This is a genomic window from Promicromonospora iranensis (genome assembly GCF_028994775.1).
Classification (GTDB): domain Bacteria; phylum Actinomycetota; class Actinomycetes; order Actinomycetales; family Cellulomonadaceae; genus Promicromonospora; species Promicromonospora iranensis_A.
The window spans coordinates 241,641-260,644 of sequence record NZ_JAJQMN010000001.1; the positions used below are offsets into that span (position 1 = coordinate 241,641).

Annotated in this window: 17 protein-coding genes; 8 read left to right on the plus strand and 9 right to left on the minus strand. The window is 71.5% G+C overall.

The features are described 5' to 3' along the window. Nucleotides 1-284: 284 nt before the first annotated feature. Nucleotides 285-1,943, plus strand: a complete 1,659-nt coding sequence (locus LUU90_RS01175) for an HNH endonuclease signature motif containing protein (protein ID WP_275001376.1) — start codon at nt 285-287, stop codon at nt 1,941-1,943. Between the two features lie 74 nt (nt 1,944-2,017). Here the strand turns inward: LUU90_RS01175 and LUU90_RS01180 are convergent, their stop codons facing one another. Next, nucleotides 2,018-2,881 carry a helix-turn-helix domain-containing protein gene (locus tag LUU90_RS01180; RefSeq protein WP_275001378.1) on the minus strand — a complete coding sequence of 288 codons (864 nt, stop codon included), beginning with the start codon at nt 2,879-2,881 and terminating at the stop codon, nt 2,018-2,020. Nucleotides 2,882-2,990: 109 nt separating this feature from the next. Between LUU90_RS01180 and melA the strand changes: the two genes are divergently transcribed. From melA to LUU90_RS01205, 5 genes are all read left to right on the plus strand, one after another. Then, nucleotides 2,991-4,364: an alpha-galactosidase gene (gene melA / locus LUU90_RS01185; protein ID WP_275001379.1), complete on the plus strand. Its 1,374-nt coding sequence runs from the start codon at nt 2,991-2,993 to the stop codon at nt 4,362-4,364. 84 nt (nt 4,365-4,448) lie between these two features. Further along, on the plus strand, nt 4,449-5,756 hold the full coding sequence (locus LUU90_RS01190; protein ID WP_275001380.1) for an ABC transporter substrate-binding protein: 1,308 nt from the start codon (nt 4,449-4,451) through the stop codon (nt 5,754-5,756). After that, nucleotides 5,740-6,654: a carbohydrate ABC transporter permease gene (locus LUU90_RS01195; RefSeq protein WP_275001381.1), complete on the plus strand. Its 915-nt coding sequence runs from the start codon at nt 5,740-5,742 to the stop codon at nt 6,652-6,654. The genes LUU90_RS01190 and LUU90_RS01195 overlap by 17 nt, the downstream gene beginning before the upstream one ends. Then, nucleotides 6,651-7,517, plus strand: a complete 867-nt coding sequence (locus tag LUU90_RS01200; protein ID WP_275001383.1) for a carbohydrate ABC transporter permease — start codon at nt 6,651-6,653, stop codon at nt 7,515-7,517. Before LUU90_RS01195 ends, LUU90_RS01200 begins: the two co-directional genes overlap by 4 nt. Before the next feature lie 73 nt (nt 7,518-7,590). Then, nucleotides 7,591-8,223 carry a TetR/AcrR family transcriptional regulator gene (locus tag LUU90_RS01205; RefSeq protein ID WP_275001385.1) on the plus strand — a complete coding sequence of 211 codons (633 nt, stop codon included), beginning with the start codon at nt 7,591-7,593 and terminating at the stop codon, nt 8,221-8,223. A gap of 154 nt (nt 8,224-8,377) precedes the next feature. On the opposite strand, the gene LUU90_RS01210 is transcribed toward LUU90_RS01205, so the two are convergent. Next, the gene (locus tag LUU90_RS01210; RefSeq protein ID WP_275001386.1) at nt 8,378-9,553 is read right to left on the minus strand and encodes an acyl-CoA dehydrogenase family protein; all 1,176 of its coding nucleotides are present in this window, start codon (nt 9,551-9,553) and stop codon (nt 8,378-8,380) included. 111 nt (nt 9,554-9,664) lie between these two features. Here LUU90_RS01210 and LUU90_RS01215 point away from each other — a divergent pair, with 111 nt between their 5' ends. Both LUU90_RS01215 and LUU90_RS01220 read left to right on the plus strand, forming a co-directional pair. Beyond that, complete coding sequence (locus LUU90_RS01215; RefSeq protein WP_275001387.1) at nt 9,665-10,480, plus strand: enoyl-CoA hydratase-related protein; 816 nt, start codon at nt 9,665-9,667, stop codon at nt 10,478-10,480. A 153-nt stretch (nt 10,481-10,633) separates the two neighbouring features. Beyond that, nucleotides 10,634-11,446, plus strand: a complete 813-nt coding sequence (locus LUU90_RS01220; protein WP_275001389.1) for a TrmH family RNA methyltransferase — start codon at nt 10,634-10,636, stop codon at nt 11,444-11,446. Between the two features lie 12 nt (nt 11,447-11,458). Here the strand turns inward: LUU90_RS01220 and LUU90_RS01225 are convergent, their stop codons facing one another. The 7 genes from LUU90_RS01225 to LUU90_RS01255 form a co-directional block, all read right to left on the minus strand. Continuing rightward, the gene (locus LUU90_RS01225; RefSeq protein WP_275001391.1) at nt 11,459-12,574 is read right to left on the minus strand and encodes a GNAT family N-acetyltransferase; all 1,116 of its coding nucleotides are present in this window, start codon (nt 12,572-12,574) and stop codon (nt 11,459-11,461) included. An 8-nt stretch (nt 12,575-12,582) separates the two neighbouring features. Next, complete coding sequence (locus LUU90_RS01230) at nt 12,583-13,713, minus strand: GNAT family N-acetyltransferase (protein WP_275001394.1); 1,131 nt, start codon at nt 13,711-13,713, stop codon at nt 12,583-12,585. 187 nt (nt 13,714-13,900) lie between these two features. After that, nucleotides 13,901-15,046, minus strand: coding sequence for an adenosine deaminase family protein (locus tag LUU90_RS01235; RefSeq protein ID WP_275001396.1), 1,146 nt, complete (start codon nt 15,044-15,046; stop codon nt 13,901-13,903). After that, on the minus strand, nt 15,046-16,119 hold the full coding sequence (locus tag LUU90_RS01240; protein WP_275001399.1) for an ABC transporter substrate-binding protein: 1,074 nt from the start codon (nt 16,117-16,119) through the stop codon (nt 15,046-15,048). The genes LUU90_RS01235 and LUU90_RS01240 overlap by 1 nt, the downstream gene beginning before the upstream one ends. Beyond that, nucleotides 16,116-17,210: an ABC transporter ATP-binding protein gene (locus tag LUU90_RS01245; protein WP_275001401.1), complete on the minus strand. Its 1,095-nt coding sequence runs from the start codon at nt 17,208-17,210 to the stop codon at nt 16,116-16,118. The genes LUU90_RS01240 and LUU90_RS01245 overlap by 4 nt, the downstream gene beginning before the upstream one ends. Next, a complete protein-coding gene (locus LUU90_RS01250) occupies nt 17,207-18,028 on the minus strand; it encodes an ABC transporter permease (RefSeq protein WP_275001403.1) in 822 nt (273 codons plus the stop codon). The genes LUU90_RS01245 and LUU90_RS01250 overlap by 4 nt, the downstream gene beginning before the upstream one ends. Continuing rightward, the gene (locus LUU90_RS01255; protein ID WP_275001404.1) at nt 18,025-18,846 is read right to left on the minus strand and encodes an ABC transporter permease; all 822 of its coding nucleotides are present in this window, start codon (nt 18,844-18,846) and stop codon (nt 18,025-18,027) included. Before LUU90_RS01255 ends, LUU90_RS01250 begins: the two co-directional genes overlap by 4 nt. Nucleotides 18,847-19,004: the final 158 nt, after the last annotated feature.

Here is a 19,004-nt window from a genome sequence, read left to right on the forward strand (position 1 = left end):
GGTTAATGATCGTTAACCCCTGGGTGGACGGTGTGGCGTCGGAGGTGGGCTCGGCGGGTCCGTGACGGCAGGGCGACAACCCGGCAGCGGGGACCCCCGAGGAGCCAAAAGAGTTATCCACAGATTTCATCTTGGCCATGCAATACGTACGCGCGTTCGAGATAATGGATGCAGTGAAGACGTGAGTACTAGAGGCAACGAGGGGGGTAGGGTCGGTGGAGCAGTCGAAGTCAACGGATGGCATTCCCGGCCCCGGTCTACCTCCTGCGGAGTCGATCGAGGACGTGCTAGCCCGGTTCGAGGCCGATGCTGCAGTTCTGGCAGCGCTGACCGATCCCGAGGTGCTGGACGGATGGAACGCCCCGGGTATCACGCGGTTGGCGGAGGCGCACTCCCGGATCCGTGCACTGACCGCTCGCCTGGACGGAGTCCGATACACCCTGCTGCCCCGGATCGAAGCCGACGGGTCCTGGCGCTCAGGAGGGATGGCGCGCGCGTTCACGACCTGGCTACGGCTCCGCGAAGGCATCTCCGCGTCCACGGCCGGTAAGGACATGACGATCGCCCGCCGCCTCGCCACCGCCCTACCCGGGACGCGGGAAGGCCTGGTTGCCGGAACCCTGGGCGCGGACCACGCGAAGGTCATGACCGACGTCGCCCCCACCAGCGAGACCCGGCAGGATGCGTTGGCGTGGCTGATCGACACCCGCACCGGCGAGACCACCACACCTGAGCAGTTCGTGCAGACCGTGCCGGTCGACTTCCCTGACCCGGCCGAGGACCCCGACGGTGAACACACCCGCCAGCTCATCACCCAGGTGCTGGAGGGCGCCGTCACCGACGGCACGCTGGTCACGGGTGAGGGCCTGGTCCTGCGTGAAGCTGGTTCGTTGAACGCGGACCAGTTCCGGGTCGTGGCGCGCCGGTTCGCGACGATCACCGACCCCGACACCGACGACACCGATGATGACAAGGCCGCCCAGGGCGAGTTCCTCGACCTGGCCAAAACCATTGACGGCTACCACCTGGCAGGATTCCTGACCGACGAACACGGCCTGCTCGTGACCACCGCGATCAACGCGATCATCGGCGCCCCCGCCGCAGAAGACCCCCGCACGTCGACCCAGCGTCGCGCGCAGGGCCTGGCCGACCTCGCCCGGATCGTCCTGGACACCAACCAAGCCTCACCCGGCGCCGCGATCCCACCCCACCTGAACGTCACGGTGTCCTGGACCGAGCTGATCGCCCAGGCCACCCGCACCCGTAAGGGCCTGTGCCTGACCTGCGGACAAGCCACACCAGGCCGCGCCACACCAGGACGTTCACCAGGACGCGCCACACCAGGCGGCGCACCAGGATGTCCGACCGGCGCCGGAACACCGGGCACGGGCGCGGGCACGGGCGCGGGCGTAGCCGGCACCATGACGATGTCCGGACTGCTGTCCGGTGGTGGGCCGGTGTTCACCGAGACCGGTGCCCGTGCACCACGAGCACTACTACGCCGGTTGGCGTGTGACAGTGCGGTCACCCGGGTCGTGTTCGGACCCGATGGTGCGGTCCTGGACGTCGGACGCGCCCAACGCACCGTCACCGGACAGATGCGCCGAGCCGTGATCGCTCGGGACCGGCACTGCGTCTTCCCCGGATGCGACCAACCACCCTCACGGTGCGAGGTCCACCACGCCATCACCCACTGGGCCCACGGCGGAAACACCTCCGTCAGCAACAGCGCCCTGTTGTGCTGGTACCACCACCAGCTCGTCGACACCCAAGGCATCACCATGCACTGGACCGGCAAACCCCTAACCGGCACCACCACCGGCGCTGCCGTCCCGGGCACCCTGCTAGAGACCGGGTGGGCCTTCACCGACGCCCGAGGACACCGCATCACCCTGCCCGAACCACTCGAAACCCCACCCCCACCCGGAGCCGAAGCCGCCTGACCTCGCTGGGGGTGCCAACCCGACGACGGGTCGGGCCACCGACTCGTAGCCCACGGCCGTGGACGGCAGAGCGGTCAGCGGAAGGTGCGGCGGTAGGTGCCCGGGGACGTGCCGCACACCTGCCGGAAGGTGTCGTAGAAGCTGCTCTGCGCCGTGAAGCCCGCGGCGTGCGCGATCTCGGCGGTGGTGCGGTCCGACGTGATGAGCAGCCGCTGCGCCTCCGCCACCCGGCACCGCGCGATGTATGTGCCGACGGTGGTACCGACCACACGCTTGAAGAGCGTCATCGCGTGGCTCGGGCTCAGGTGGACGGCCCTGGCCACGTCGGACGCCGTGATCGGCGAGCGGTAGTGCTCCGCCACGAACTGCGCCATCGCCGCGGCGCGCCCGGCCGCACCCGACTGCGGCACCGTCGCGGGCTCCGCCGTCGGACCGCGATCCGGGCCACCACGATCCGCCCCGTCCTGAGCGGCGCCCGCCAGGACCCTGCGCACGAACGCCTGGGCCTCCAGCATGACCACTGTGCTGTGGCCGCCGTCCAGCACGTCGTGGTGCCAGCTCGCGAAGAGGGCCGCGACGTCGCGCACCAGGGCCGTGGCCGGCACGACGACGGGCCACGCGCGCAGCAGCACCGCCACCTGCTCGGCGGGCAGCGCCCAGCTCAGCACCTCCGTGAGCGGGATGTGCACCCACGACACGTCGGTGGGGGTCGCGCCCGGGTCCACGAGCTGGTGCGGGGTGCCGCCCCAGAACAGCGCGACCTCTCCCGCCTCGACCTGCAGGTACGAACCCCCGAAGAGGTATTCCAGCCGGCCGCTGTGCACCAGGTTGAGCTCCAGGTCGTCGTGCCGGTGCGGCCGCCGCATCACCGGTGGCGTGCCGTGCCGCACCCACAGAGCGGGTTCGGCCAGCTCCACCTCGTCGTCCGCGAGCGCCATGGGCGGGAGCATAGGGGCCGTGCGCGCGGGACGCACGATCGCAGGATCCCGGAGAGTCGGGGCACGCAGCCGGAGGTGTCACCGTCTTTCTCGGGCCTAGCGTCGCAGCATGGCTCATTCCCCGAAGATCACGATCATCGGTGCGGGCGGTTTCGTCTTCCCGTTCCGCCTCATCGGCGACCTGCTCAGCTTCCCGGCCCTGCGGGGTGCGACGCTCAGCCTGATGGACCTGGACGCGGGGCGTCTGGACCGGGTGGCGACGGCGACACGCGAGCTGGTGGCCCACCATGGCCTTCCCGCGGTGGTGGAGCAGACGACGGACCGGCGCGAGGCGTTGCGGGACGCGGACTTCGTCATCATCACGTTCCAGGTGGGTGGCGTGGAGTCGTACCGGCACGACGTCGAGATACCGCGGCGGTACGGCGTCGACCAGACGGTGGGCGACACCGTGGGGCCGGGTGGTGTCTTCCGGTTCCTGCGCTCGGTGCGGGCCTACCAGGACATCGCCGCCGATGCCCTGGAGCTGTGCCCCGACGCGCAGTTCATCAACTATGCGAACCCGATGGCGATGGCGACGGCGTACCTGAACGCGCTGGGGCTGCGCACCGTGGGCCTGTGCCACAGCGTGCAGGGCACCACGCGGATGCTCGCGCGGACGCTGGGTGTGCCGTACGACGAGGTGACGTACCGGTGTGCGGGCATCAACCATCAGGCCTGGGTGCTGGAGTTCCGGCACGGCCAGGAGGACCTGTATCCGCGGCTGCGCGAGGTGATGTCGGAGCGGCACCGGCGGGGCCGCTCCGCGGCGGACCTGGTGCCGGACGACGGGGACCACTCCGAGGAGGCGCTGGCGGCCAGCAACTACGAGGGCGGCAACGAGCAGGTGCGCACCACGCTGATGAACCACTTCGGCTACTTCGAGACGGAGTCGAGCCATCACGCGTCGGAGTACGTGCCGTACTTCCGCAAGGACGCCGAGACGATCCTGGAGTACATCCCGGAGCGGTGGGACTACTACGAGATCTGCGCGGCGCACGACGAACAGGGCGACATCGACGAGCAGCTGGAGCGGCTCAAGGCGGACCTGAGCCCGTCGGTCGAGTACGGGGCGTCGATCGTGAACGCGGTGGTGACCGGGGTGCCGACGGTGGTGTACGGGAACGTGCCGAACGCGGGCCGGGTCATCACGAACCTGCCGGACGACGCGTGCGTCGAGGTGGCGTGCCTGGTCGACGCGAACGGCGTGCAGCCGACGAGTGTCGGGGACCTGCCGCCGCAGCTCGCGGCGATCAACCGCACGAATGTGAACGTGCAGACGCTCGCGGTGCGCGCGGCGCTGACCGGCGACGTCGAGCACGTGCACCACGCGGTGGCGATGGACCCGCTCACCTCGGTGCACTGCACGCTGGAGCAGATCCGCGCGATGACCGACGAGCTGCTCGCCGCGCACGCCGCGCTGCTGCCGGACGCGCTGGTGCGCTGACCGCGCGCGGTGTCCCGGGCGACGGCGCCCGGGACACCGCATCACCACCCTCCACGAAGAGCACCTCAACGAAGAGGAGACGACATGCCGACCCATTCGGCGCCCGCGGTGTCCGGCCGAGGAGTGTCCCGCCGGACGTTCATCGCGGTGGCGGGCATCAGCGTGGCGGGAGCGCTGGCCGCCTGCTCCGGCGCTCCGACGGGGACGAGGCACCTGCGCCTGTCCTCGTGGAACATCCCGCTGGACCTCGAGTCGTACCAGCTGATCGCCGACGAGTTCGTGGCGGCGCATCCCGGGACGAGCGTGGCGGTGGAGGTGACGACCGGCCAGTTCCACCAGTGGTTCATCACACGGCTCGCCGCCGACCTGGCGCCCGACATCATCCGCATCACGCCGCAGCAGATCGGCCGCTACGCCGCGAACGGCAGCCTGGTGGACCTCACCGGTGCGGTGCCGCCGGAGTACGAGGACGACTACTCCGAGCCGTTCTGGGCGATCGGGGCGCGGGAGAACGGCCTGTTCGGCGTCTTCCAGCACACCGACAACTTCATCACCTACTACCACCGGGGTGTGCTGGAGGAGATCGGCGCCGAGGCGCCGTCGTCGTTGGCGGAGGCCTGGCACTGGGACGAGTTCCTCGGGATCGCCGGCGAGGCGAAGAAGCTGACCGGCGCGTACGGCTTCGGCTACGGCTGGGGCGGGCCGGAGACGGCGTACCGCTGGCTGCCGATCGTCTACCAGAACGGCGGCGCTTTCCTGGGCGACGACGGCGAGACGCCGTCGATGGACAGTCCCGAGGCGGTGGAGGCGCTGGACTTCGGCCGCCGCTGGTACGCCGAGGGCCTTGTGTCCCCGGCGAACATGAGCAAGTCCGGCGGTGGCGCGGTCGCGCGCGACCTCTTCCTCACCGGGCAGATCGGCCTCCTGCTCGACAACCCGGAGTCGATAGCGGCCCTCGACGAGGGCATGCCCGACGAGTGGGGCACCGCACCCATGATCCGCAACACCGGCGAGGCGTCCGACCTGGGCGGCAACGCCCTGGCGGTGACGAAGTCCAGCAAGCACCCGGAGCTCGCGGCCGAGCTCGTCGCCTACATCACCAGCCGGGCCAAGGTCGTCGAGTTCTGCAAGCGGGGCAACTGGCTGCCCGCCCGGTCCTCGCTCGACGCGTCCGACATCGGCTACGACAGGCACTCGGAGACCATGCAGCGGTTCATCGACCAGGGGTCGACCATCCCGCTCTCCATGGTGCGCGCGGAGTCCGGGCAGTACTTCAGCTCCCTGAACTCGGTGTTCGCCGACTACCTCGACCTGTGCTTCCTCGGCGAGCTCTCCCCCGCCGAGTGCGGCACCCAGATGACGGAGGCAATGCGCAGTGTCACGACTCGATGAGCCTCGCAAGGATGGCCTCGGCAGGGGCACCCGCCGGCGCGCACGCTGGGCGCCGTACGTCTTCGTGGGGCCGGCAGGCCTCCTCTTCCTGGCCTTCTCGCTGCTGCCGATCGTCATCGCCGTCGCCCTGTCCTTCCAGGACACCGCGACGCTGGGCGACGGCGAGTGGGTGGGCACGGCGAACTACCGGACGATGCTCGGCGACCCGCTGCTGCGCACCGCCCTGCTCAACACGCTGGTGTTCACGATCGGCACCGTGCCGACGGCGATGGCGATCGGCCTCGCCCTCGCGGTCGCGCTGAACCGGCCCCTGCCCGGTCGCGGGCTGCTGCGGGCGCTGTTCTTCGTCCCGATGATCGCGGCCGGCGTCGTCGTCGGCGTCATCATGTCGTGGATCTTCAACCCGGACTACGGCGTCGCCAACAACGCGCTCGCCGCGCTGGGACTCGGCGGCCTGCCGTGGCTGACCTCCCCGAGCACGGCGATGATCACACTGATCGGCGTGGTCGTCTGGACCCGGATCGGGTTCTGCATGGTGATCTACCTCGGGGCGCTGCAGTCCATCCCGGCGGAGCTGCGCGAGGCCGCGGCGATCGACGGCGCGAGCGGCTGGCAGCGGTTCCGCCGGCTCACCGTGCCGATGCTCGCGCCGACCACGTCGATCCTGCTGATCCTCAACGTCGTGTTCTCGCTGCAGGCCTTCGACGTCATCTACGTGATGACGGGCGGTGGCCCCGGGTTCTCGACCACGGTTCTCATCCAGTACGTGTTCCGGTCGGCGTTCGCCGACGCGCGCATGGGGTACGCCGCGGCGCTCGGCCTCCTGCTCGTGGTGATCCTGCTGGTGTTCACGCTGCTGCGGCAGCGCGCGACGAAGCGAGCGGAGGAGCTCCTGTGACCACGACCACCGCACAGCCCGCCCAGCCCCTGCGAGAACGCCGCTCCCGACGACGGCGGTGGCTGCTCACCGCCGTCCTGACAGCCGTGGCGATGCTCGTCGTGTTCCCGCTGTACTGGATGGTGGTGTCCGCGCTCACGCCCGGCGGGCAGTCGCAGAGCAGCGAGTTCTACCTCTGGCCCGCCGCCCCGACGACGGAGAACTTCTCCGAGGTGTTCGCGCAGCAGCCCGTGTGGCGGTGGCTCGGCAACTCGTTCTTCGTCGCGTCCGTCGGCACCGCGCTGTCGGTCTGCGTGTCCCTCGGCGCCGGGTACGCCCTGGCCAAGTTCCGGTTCCGCGGCCGCGGCCTGCTCTACGCGGCGTTCCTCGTGACGATCATGATCCCGATCCAGGTCACGCTCGTCCCCGCGTTCCTCGTGACGGCGCGCCTCGGGCTGGTCGACTCACCGTGGGCGGTGATCCTGCCGACGCTGTTCGACGTCGTGGGCATCTTCATCGCCCGCCAGTTCCTGCTCGGCGTGCCCGACGCGCTCATCGAGGCGGCACGGCTCGACGGCGCCGGCGAGCTCCGGACGTTCTTCCGCGTGGTGCTCCCGACATGCTGGCCGCTGGTCGGCGTGCTCGTCATCCTGGGGTTCATGAACCGCTGGAACGACTTCCTCTGGCCGCTCGTCGTGCTGCAGGGCAACGAGAGCCTCACGGTGCCGGTCGGGCTCTCGACGCTGACGAACAGCCCGGCGTTCACCTCGCCGTGGGGCGCGGTGATGGCGGTGGCCACCGTCGCCGTCGTGCCGCTGCTCGTGGTGTTCCTGGTGTTCCAGCGGACGTTCGTCCAGGGGATCGCGAGCACGGGCATCAAGTAGCCCGACGTGGGGGGTGCTGTCCAGCGCTCGGTTTCCGGCCCCTGCGCCCGAGCGCCGCTCCTAGACTGCCTTCGTGACCCCGCGCCGGCAGCAGATCCTGAGCACGGCCGCCGACCTGTTCGCCGCCCGTGGGTTCCACGGCGTCTCCATGGGAGACATCGGCGCCGCCGTCGGCGTCTCCGGTCCCGCCCTGTACAAGCACTTCGCGGGCAAGGAGGACATCCTCGGGCAGTGCCTGCTGCACGCCTCTGACCAGCTCCTCGCGGGGGCGCGGGAGCTGCTGTCCGACGGCGGTGCGGGCTCCGTCGTCGGGCAACCGGACGGCCCAGGCGCCGGCGGCGGCGCGCCTGACACAGCGCCCGACGCCGCACTTGAGGCTGCGCTGGAGGCGTTGATCGCCCGGCACGCCGACTTCGCGCTCGACAACCCGGCCCTGATCGTCGTGCAGGAGCGCGAGTGGGGCGCGCTCGGGGCCGACGCGCAGGCGCAGGTCCGCAAGCGTCAGCTCGCCTATGTCGACGTGTGGTGCGACGCGCTGCGGCCGCTGCGCCCCGACCTCACGGCGGCGCAGGCACGGGCGGCGGCGCAGGCGGCGTTCGGTCTGCTGAACTCGACGCCGCACAGCGCGCGGATCGGCCGCGGAGCGATGCGGTCCCTGCTGACCCGGATGGCGCGCGCGGCCCTGCTCTCCGACCCGCTCCCCTGACCCGCTGCTCGGACTCGCTGCTCGGACTCGCTGCTCGGACTCGCTGCTCAGACTCGCTGCTCTGGCTCCCTCCCCGACGCGCTCCCCCGAGCTGTCAGGCCTGTCGGGCCTGTCAGACCCTCGGGTCACCCCAGTGACCCGAGAGCCCGACAGGTCACTCGACCGGGAGGCCCAGACCTCTCGCGATGAGCATTCGCTGGAGCTCGGAGGTGCCTTCCCCGATCTCCAGCACCTTGGCGTCGCGGTAGAAGCGGGCGATGGGCCCGTCCTCCATGACGCCGTAGCCGCCGAACACCTGCGCGGCGATGCGCGTGGCGGTGACGGCGGACTCCGTGGCGTAGAGCTTCGCGACCGACGACGCCCTGCGGAACTCGTCGAGCGGCGCGCCCCCGTCCTTCAGCGCGGCGGCCCGGTAGGTGAGCGCCCGGCTGGCCTGGAGCATCACCTCGAGGTCCGCGACCTGGAAGGCGACGCCCTGCTTGCGGCCGATCGGTCCGCCGAACGTGGGGCGCACACCGGCGTGCTCCACGGCCAGGTCGAGCATCGCCTGGATGCAGCCGGTGGCGAGCGCCGCGACCGCGACCCGACCGGTGTTGAGGCAGATCATGAGCTGCTTGAACCCGTTGCCGCGCCGGCCAAGCAGGTTCGCCTCGGGAACGCGGACGTCCTCGAACCGCAGCGCGTGGGTGTCGACGGCGCGCCAGCTCATCTTGTCGTGCAAGGGCTCGACGATGAACCCCGGGGTGTCGGTGGGGACGATGATGGCGCTGAGCTCGGGCCGGCCGTCGGGCAGGGTGCCGGTGCGCGCCGCGACGGTGCAGACGCTGGTGATCGGCGTCCCGGAGTTGGTGATGAACTGCTTGGCACCGTTGATGACCCACTGGCCGTCGACGAGCTCGGCGGTGGTCGACATGGCGTTGGCGTCGCTGCCCGCGCCCGGCTCGGTAAGACCGAACGCGCCGAGGGTGCGGCCGGCGACGAGGTCGGGCAGCCAGTTGTTCTTCTGCTCGTCGGTTCCGTAGGCCAACAAACTGCCGACCCCGAGGCCGACGCCGGCCCCGAGCGTGATGCCTACGGACTGGTCAACACGGCCGATCTCCTCGACGGCGATGCTGAGCCCGGTGAGCCCGAGGCCGGACCCTCCGTATTCCTCCGGGGCAGTCAGGCCGAACAGGCCCAGCTCCCCCATCTGGTGCACCAGCTCGACGGGCAGGCGGCTTTCCCTGTCCCATCGGCCGATGTGGGGCGCGATCTCGCGGTCGGCGAAGTCCCGTACCGCGTCCCGGAGCTTCGTGTGCTCCGGGTTCTCTGGTGGATGCATGTTGCGCATGTCACTGAGGTTAACCACCATTAACCCCGACGCGCTAGATGCGCGCTGGACCGCGCTGGATGATTGACCGCGATGGTTCAGCGCGCGAGGCCCTGCCAGGAGGACATACCGATGCCCAGCCAGAACCAGGTCGTGTACGAGGTGGTCGAGCTCGACAGGCCCGACGTGCCCGGAGGGCCGGAGGGGCCCGGCAAGTCGACCGCGTCGTCTGTGCCGTCTGTGCCGTACGCGCGGATCACGCTCGACGCGCCCGAGCGACGCAACGCCCTCTCCGCGGCCTTGCTCGACCAGCTCCTGGCCGCGCTGGACCGCGCTGCGACCGACGACGTCCACGCCGTGGTGCTGGGGGCGAGCGGTACCGCGTTCTGCTCGGGGGCGGACCTCACCGAGGCGCTGCGCGACGGCATGGCCGACTCCGCACGCCGGCTCGCCGCGGTGCTGCGCGCGATCCTCGCACTGCCCAAGCCCGTCGTGGCACGGGTGCACGGGCCGGTACGAGCGGGCGGGATCGGCCTCGTGGCGGCGTGCGACATCGCGATCAGCGCCGACCACATCACCTACGCCTTCACGGAGGCCCGCCTCGCGCTCGCGCCCGCCGTCATCTCGCTCGCGGTGCTGCCGCGGATGACCCCGCGCGCGGCGTCGCGCACCTTCCTGACCGGGGCACCGTTCAGCGCCGGCGAGGCTGCCGCCTGGGGGCTGGTGACGCAGGCAGTGCCGCCCGGTGATCTCGACCGGGCGGTCGATACCGCGCTCACCGAGCTCGCAGCGGGTGACCCTCAGGGTCTGAGGGCCACCAAGGAGCTGCTCAACGCCGACGTGCTCGCGCGGTTCGACACCCGCGTCGACGATGCGGTGACCGGTTCCGCCGAGCTGTTCGGCTCCGAGCGCGCACGGGCTGCGATGGAGCGGCTGCTGCGGCGCTGACCTGCTGACATCAGCGGCAGGAGGCCGCGATGTGACTGCGGCCACTCGAACTACCCTCCGTCGCGCCCGCCCGAACTGCCCGCCACGCCTCCGGCCCGTGCTCGATGCGCGCCCCGATGCGGCGGGAGCGCGCGAACGGTGTTGGATAGGTGGGTGGTCACCCGAGTCTCGTCCCGAAACACCCGCTTCCAGCAGCTGCAGACGCTGCTCACCAACCGCAACAAGCGGCACCGCGCCGCCGAGTTCGTGGTGCAGGGCGTGCGGCCCATCACCATGGCGGTCGAGCACGGCTGGGAGGTCCGCGCCCTCGTGTTCGACGCCGAGCGCCGGCTCTCGCAGTGGGCACGGGACCTGCTCGCGGCCCACCCGCACGTCGAGCACGTCAAGATGTCGCCCGACCTGCTGGCGGAGCTGGCCGAGAAGGACGAGGCCGAGCTGCTGGCCGTGGTCGCGATGCGACCGGACGAGCTGGACCGCATCGAGGCGGGCCCGGACTTCCTCGGGGTGGTGTTCGACCGTCCCACCCAGCCGGGCAACATCGGCGCGGTCATCCGGTCCGCCGATGCGTTCGGCGCCGACGGCGTGATCACGACCGGGCACGCCGCGGACGCCTACGATCCCAAGGCCGTGCGCGCCACGACCGGCTCGTTCTTCGCGACACCCGTGGTGCGGGCGCCCTCGTCGGCAGAAGTCATGGCATGGGTCGAGGAGCGCCGTGCCGCCGGGCTCCCGCTCGTCGTCGTCGCGACGGACGAGCACGGCGACGCCGACGTCTCCGCGTACGACCTCACCCAGCCGGTCCTGCTCCTGGTCGGCAGCGAGACCGCCGGCCTGACCCGCGCGTGGCTCGACGCCGCGGACGTCACGCTGAGCATCCCGATGACGGGTTCGGCGAGCTCGCTCAACGCGGCGAACGCGGCGACGGTCGTGCTCTACGAGGCCCGCCGCCAACGCCTGGCGAAGTAACCCCGTCGAGGGTCAGAGCTCGATCGAGAACATGCGGGAGCCCGACGTCTTGACGTAGCCAAGGCTCGCGTACAGGCCGTGGGCGCCGCTGGGGTTCGCGGTGTCGACGTCGAGCGCCGCTCGTTCCATGCCGTCGGCGGCGAACGCCCGCATGCCCGCGGCGAGCGCCGCCAGGGCGACCTTGCGGCCCCGGTACGCGCGGCGGGCGCCGAGGATGTCCGTGTACCCGAACGAGTAGCCGCGCACCGCGAAGTCCTCGGTGTACCGGGCAGCGAGCTCGTAGCCCACCACGAGCGGCTCGCCGGCGCGGAGCGCGGCGGCGGTGTCCGGGTCGGTGTCGGGCGAGGCGAGGAGCGCGTCGACGTCGGGCGCCTCGTCGACGACCAGGAAGGACCACTCGGGTGCGAAGCCGGCGCGCTGTGCCCACTGCCCGCGGGTCTGCGGCTGGCTGCCCCAGTGGTCGCGGAACGCGTCGTTGTGCGCCAGGCGGGTGGCCTCGTCCAGGTCCTTGGACCACGGGACGAGTCGCAGCGAGCCGGGCAGCTCGACGTCAGGCACGGGTGTGGCGTCCGGTCCGGTGAGCGGGCGTGCCAGGTCGGAGTAGTAGCGGCGCACGCCGAAGCCGGCTCGCTCGTAGAGCCGGTGCTTGGAGGCGGGGGCGTTGTCCTCGGCGAACACCGCGATCCGCGCGGGCACGTCCTTGCCCGACGCCGCCAGCAGCTGCCGGGCGCGGCCCGTCTCCCAGGCCAGCAGCTCGCGGCCGATGCCCTCACCGCGGCGGTCGGGGTGCACGCCGCCCCAGCAGTAGGTGCGGACCTCCGTGACGTCGCCCGGCGGGCGCTCGACCTGTGCCCAGGCGACGAGGGCGCCGTCGGCGTCGAACCCGAGCAGCGAGTCCGCCGCCATGTCGCGCCACGCGCCCTCGAAGATCTCTTCGATCTCCTCGAGGGTCTCGACGTAGGGCTCGGCGTCGGCCCGGGCGATGAGGTTCCGCAGTGCGAGCCACGTGGGCGCGTCCTCGCGGGTGGCGGCGCGCCAGGTCAGGCCGCCGGCGGTGGGCAGGGTCAGGGTCGCCGGCGGCGCTGCGCGCTCGGCGACCGGGGCAAGGGTGCTGGTCTGCGTGGTCATGGTGGTCCTCAGACTTCGATCGTGTACAGGGTGGAACCGTCGCTCTTGGTGTAGCCCAACCGTGCGTACAGGCCGGGCGCCCCGGTCGGGTTGTCGGTGTCGACGTCGAGCTCGGCGCGCTGCATGCCGTCGGCGGCGTAGACGTTCATCGCGTGCGTGAGCAGGGCCGCGGCGATGCGGCGTCCGCGGTACGCGCGACGCACGCCGAGCAGGCCGGTGTAGCCCGCGGTGTACCCCTGGGACTCCCAGTCGTGCTCGTACCGCTCGCCGCGGTGCAGCCCGACGACGTACGGCGTGCCCGGCGCCACCGTGGCGTCGCCCGGCTGCTCCTGCTCGGAGCCCTCGTAGCGGACCGACTCGTCGATCACGACGAAGGACCACTGCGGCGCGAACGAGCTGCGGTACGCGCGCCACGACTCGGGAGTACGCGGCTGGCTGCCCCAGTGGTCCCGGAAGGCGTCGTTGCGGGCGAGCCGGGTCGCGTCCTCCAGGGCGTCGGTCCACGGCACCAGCCGCAGCGGCGGCTCCAGCCCGATGGCGGGCACCGGCGCGCTCAGGTCGCGCAGCAGGTTGGCGAAGTACCGGATCGGCTCGAACCCCGCGGCGCGCAGCAGGTCGTGGCGCTCGGCCGGGTCGGTGTCGCCGACGTGCGCGGCGATCCGGCCGGGCAGGCCGAGCAGTCGCGGGTCGCCACCCAGCTCCGCGAGCGCCTGCCGGGCGCGTCCGGTCGCCCACGTCAGCAGCTCGGTGCCGATCCCCTGGCCGCGGCGGTCAGGGTGCACACCGCCGGCCAGCGAGACGCGCAGGAGGTTCGCACCCTCGGTGGGGAACCGCTCGGCCCACGCGTAGGCCCGCATCGTGCCGTCCGCGTCAAGCCCGACGAGCGTGTCGGCGGCGGCGTCGAACACCGGGGCGTCGAAGCTTTCGGCGACCTCCGCCGACGAGGTGAACCAGTCGCGGCCGTCGGCCTGGTCGACCGCGCGCATGAGCTCGGTCAGCGCGGGGACGTCCTCGCGGGTCCAGGGGCGCCAGAACAGGGCGCCGGCGGTCGGCACGGACAGGGTCCGGGGCGCCGCGGCGCGATCGGTGATCGAGTCGGGTTCGGGCACGGCGGACAGGCCGGACACAGGCGTGGACATACGGCCACGCTAGGCGACCGCGCCGCAGGGGGCACGGGATTTTGCGGGTGCTCGGAGGGGCGCGCGTGTGGTCGGCAAGAAAGTCACGTGGTCGGCAGAAGGTCAGGTGGTCGGCAGCCCGGGCTGCCGACCACCTGACGTCCTGCCGACCACTCGCGGCCGACCACTCGCGGCCAGCCGCTCGCGTCTACGCGGGCCCGGGCCGGACCGCGTCCAGCTCCGCGACGAACCGGTCCCGCAGTGCCGCCTTCTCGGCGGGCGGCAGCCAGGACGCCTCGACGCCGGCCAGTGCCATCGCGCGCAGCCGGTCGTACGGCACGGCGAGGTCGTCGGCGAGGATCCGGTACTCGGCGCCCAGCGACGTCGGGAACATGCCGGGGTCGTCCGAGGCAGGGATCACGTTGAGCCCGGCGTCCAGCATCGCCGCGATGGACGCGCGCCGCCACGGCCGCCAGGAGCGCCGCGACGTCGTGGAGATGACGGTGAACGGCACCTGTTCGTCGCGCACCCGCGCCACCACGTCGTCGTCCTGCAGGACGAAGTAGCCGTGGTCGATGCGGTCGCAGCCGAGCACGTCGAGGCAGGTCACGGTGTTGACCGCCACGGGAGCGTGCTCGGAGGAGTGCGCCGTCCGGCCGAGGCCCGCCTCCCCCGCGAGCCGGTAGGCCGCCTCGAACCGCTCGGGCGGTCCCGCCGTCTCGAGGTTGTCCAGACCGATCCCGGCGACGTACTCGTGCGGGTGGTCGACGACGGTGCGCACCCGGTCCAGCGCGTCCTGCGCCGAGCCGCTGCGGTCGATGCCGGCGATGAGCCGGCCGGTCATGCCGAAGTCGCGTTCAGCCATCCGGATGCCCTCGGCGTACGCCTCGACCGAGCCGAGATACCCGAGGGATGCCAGGTGCTCCGGCACCGCGTCGAAGAACAGCTCGAGGTGCCGCGTCGCGCTGGTGCGGTGCGCCGCCTCGAACGCCTCGTAGGTGATGCGGGTCAGGTCGTCGGCGTCGCGCAGCACCTGGGACACCCAGCCGGAGACCTGGAACAGCGAGTAGGAGACCTCCGGCTCGTCGGCGCTGCGCCCCTGCGGCACGGGGATGCGTGTGTCGCGGTAGAGGTCCGGGTCCGGCGGCAGGGAGTTGACGTCGGCGTAGATCCGCTCGGGCTCCGCCGGCAGGGCGAGCCCCTCGCGGCGGGCCAGCTCGGCGAACGTGCTCGCCCGGACGGAGCCGATGAGGTGGCAGTGCAGGTCGACCTTGGGCATGCGGTCGACGAGGTCGGACAGGCCTGTGGGGTCGGTCGCGTCGGTGGGGTCGGTCGCGTCGGTGGTGGTGCTCATCAGCCGGCCGTCACCTCGCGGGCGAACCGGTCGACCCACTCGGCCCGCGTGGGCACGAGCTCCGCCGGGTCGAGCGTCGCGTAGCCCTCGGCCACGGGGTCGGCCGCGATGTCACCCACGACCGCCTCGATGGAGTCGGGCACCGTCGCCTCGGTGTTGACCGGCAGGTCGCCCACGAGCTCGGCGGACGCCGTCTGGGCCTCGGCCGAGAGCAGGTAGTCGATGAACTGGTGCGCGCCGTCGGCATTCGGGGCACCGGCGGGGATCATGGCGCGGTTGGTGGCCATGTAGCGGCCGGTGGCGGGCGGCGTCCACGCGTACGGCTCACCCGAGGCGACCAGGTCGGTGGCGAAGCCGCTCAGGGAGTCGGCCGCGACGATCTCGCCCTGGGTCAGCAGGTTCGTCACCTCGGTGGAGGACGAGTAGAACTGCAGGATCCCCGGCGCCCAGCCGCCGATGGTGCTCAGCGCGGTGTCGATGTCGTACGGCCCGTCGCCGTACTCCGCGCCGACGCCCGAGACCATGAGCTGCCCGGCGGTCACCGAGATGTCCGGCAGGGCGAGCTCGCCGGCGTGCTCGGCGTCGCCGTACAGGTCCCAGTCCGCCGCCTCCTCCGCGGTCAGCTCCTCGGTCGAGTAGAGCGTCCCGTTGAGCTGGTAGCTGTAGGCCGGGCCCGCGTACGCGTCCTCGAGGGCGAAGTCCGCGACCTCGTCCAGCGACGGCACCTTGGCGGCGTCGATCTCCTGGAACAGGTCGCTCTCCTGCCCGAGCGCCGCGTAGTAGTCGGAGATCAGCATGACGTCGACGCCGGAGTCGCCGGCCGCGACCTCGAGCTGCGAGAGCCGGTCCGCGTTCGACCCGGTCTCGACCTCCACCTCGATGCCGGTCTTTGCGGTGAACGGGTCGATCACCGCCTCCTGGAACTCCTCGACCCCGAACGGGAACGTGGAGACCACGATGGTGTCCTCGGCTGCCGCGTCGTCGCCGGCGGAGCAGCCGGCGGCCAGCAGCGACGTGGCCACGAGGCCGGTGGTGATCACCGCTGTGCGGCGCGCCTTCGGGGTGAGGTTCATGAGATTCCTTCGGTCGGGGCGGTGGATGCGGTCGGGGCGGTCGTCGGGGCGGTCGGGGCCGCGGTCGAATCAGCGGACAGGTGGGCCAGCCGCGCCTCCGGCGCGAGCAACCGCACCCGGTCACCGGCCGACGGCGTCGGCCCGGTGGCTGTGTCCGCCCGGTGGTCGGCGAGGAGGCGGACGGCGTTGCCGGCCGGGTCGGTGGCCTCCAGCGTCACGAGCAGGTCGACGCCGCGGTAGGCGACGTCGAGCACGACCGCGTCGAGCACGATCCCGCCGTCGGCGGACGTGGCTGCGGACGTGTCCGCGGGCAGCACACGCAGGTGCTCAGGGCGGACGGCGGCCTGCCGGCCGTCCGCGAGCGTCAGGAAGTTCTCGTACCCGAGGAACTCCGCGACGAACCGGTCGGCGGGTGCCGGGAAGACGTCGCGCGGTGCGCCGCTCTGCACGATCTTCCCGGAGCGCATGAGCACCATCTCGTCGGACATCTCCAGCGCCTCGTCCTGGTCGTGCGTCACGAGCACGACGGTCAGCCCCGTCTCGGACTGGATGCGGCGGATCTCCGCACGCATCTGAACGCGCAGGCGTGCGTCGAGGTTGGACAGCGGCTCGTCCAGGAGCAGCAGCCGCGGCCGGATGGCGATCGCCCGGGCCAGCGCCACACGCTGCTGCTGACCGCCGGAGAGCTGCTTGGGCTTGCGGTCGGCCAGGTGCGCCAGCCCGACCAGCTCGAGCGCCTCACCCGCACGGCGGCGGCGCTCGGCCGCGGGCACCTTGCGCATCTTGGGGCCGTAGGCCACGTTGTCCGCCACGGTCATGTGCGGGAACAGCGCGTAGGACTGGAACACCATGCCCAGGTTGCGCTTCTCGGGCGGGAGGCGGGTCGCGTCGTCGCCGTCGATCAGGATCCGGCCCGACGTCGGCGCGCTGTACCCGGCGAGCATGCGCAGCGTCGTCGTCTTGCCGCAGCCGCTCGGGCCGAGCAGCGTGGTGAGGCGCCCGCGCGGGATCTGGAGGTCTATCGAGTCGACAGCGGTGAAGCTGCCGAACCGCTGGGAGACGCCGACGAGCTCGGCGGCTGGGGTGGTCATCGGTTGATTCCTCCGAAGATCTTGGCGAAGCCGACGGTGCGCTCGGCGACGATCGCGACGACCACCGTCGCGGCGAGCACCAGCGTGGAAGCGGCGGCGACCATGGGGTCGTAGCTCTGCTGGACGTAGTCGAGCATCGTGACGGGCAGCGTCCGGAAGTCGCGGGTCTGCAGCAGCAGCGACAGCGGCACGTTGTTGAACGAGGTGACGAACCCGAGCAGGCCCGCCGAGATGAGGCCCGGCCGCAGCATCGGGAGCGTCACCGTCACGAAGGCCCGCAGCGGTGAGGCGCCCAGGCCGCGGGCCGCTTCCTCCAGCGCGGGGTCGGCGAGCGCCAGCGAGGCGCCGGTGACCCGCACGGCGTACGGGAGCAGCAGTGCCGTGTGGCCGAGCAGCAAGGTGGTGAAGTTGTCCAGGCGCAGGCCGATCATGAGCTGCTGGTACAGCGCCAGTCCGACCACCAGCTCCGGCACCACCAGCGGTGACAGGAACAGCCCTTCGAGCAGACCCTTGCCGGGGATCTTTCCTCGGTGGATCGCGAGCGTGACCGGCACACCGAGCAGCAGCGCCAGCCCGGTGGCCAGAACGGCCAGCTGGAGGCTGGAGACCACGGCCTCCATGAACGGCGTGTAGGCCACCGCCTCCCCGAACCAGCGCAGGGACAGGCCGTCGGGCGGGAAGCGCAGGGTGCTGCCCGCGGTGAACGCCGTGGCGACGACGAACAGGATCGGCACGATCATCACCACGTAGCCGGCGACCGCGAGCGTGCCGGCGACCGGGTGGCGGAGCCTCGCGGTCCGGCTCATGACGGCGCTCATGCGGTGGCTCCCTTGCGTCCGACCAGCGTCGAGATCCCGGAGACCAGGAAGACCAGGACCGTCATCACGATCGCCGTGGCCGAGGCCGCCGCCCAGTCGACGGTGACGCTCGCGTACGAGAAGAGCTGGGTGGAGAGCATGCGCTGGCTCGACCCGCCGAGCAGGTAGGGCGTGGTGTACGCGGTGACCGACCCGGCGAAGACCAGCGTGGCCGCCACCACGATGCCCGGCAGCGACAACGGCACCAGGACCGACCAGAAGGCGCGGGTGCGGCTGGCGCCCAGGCCCCGCGCGGCCTCGTCGAGGCCTGGGTCGACCTGCGCGACGGCGGAGTAGCAGGTGATGACCGCCAGCGGCAGGAAGAGCTGCACCAGACCGAGCACGATCGCCAGCTCCGTGTACAGCAGCTGGGGCGCCTCGTCGACGATGCCCAGGCCGGTCAGCAGCTGCCCGATCACGCCGTTCGACCCCAGCACGACCAGCCAGCCAAAGGTGCGCACCACGTTGCTCAGCAGCAGCGGGAAGATCGCCAGCGCGAGCAGCACGCCCGACCAGCGGGACTGCGACCGGGCGAGCAGCGAGGCGATGGGAAATCCGAGCACCACGCACAGCGCCGTGACGATCAGCCCGATGCGTACGGTGCGCCAGATGATCCCCAGGTCGTAGGGGTCGGTGAGCATCGCGCCCATGCGCTCGAGCACCTGGGCGAAGCTCACGCCTGGCGGCGCGAACAGCATGGCGACCGCCGGCAGCAGGAAGCCGACGCACAGGAACGCCAGCCCCGGCAGGAGCAGGAGGAGTGAGGAGCGTGCTCGCACGAGCCCGTCTTTCGTCGATGGAACCGGTTGCAAGGGACCTTAAGGCATTGTCGGCCGGGCTCTGGCAATCCCGCGTTAACTCCGTGTTACATCGGGCGACCCCGGGGCCCATAACGGACGGAAACGGTTGCAGAGGGCGTCTAGAGTGTCCCCACCGA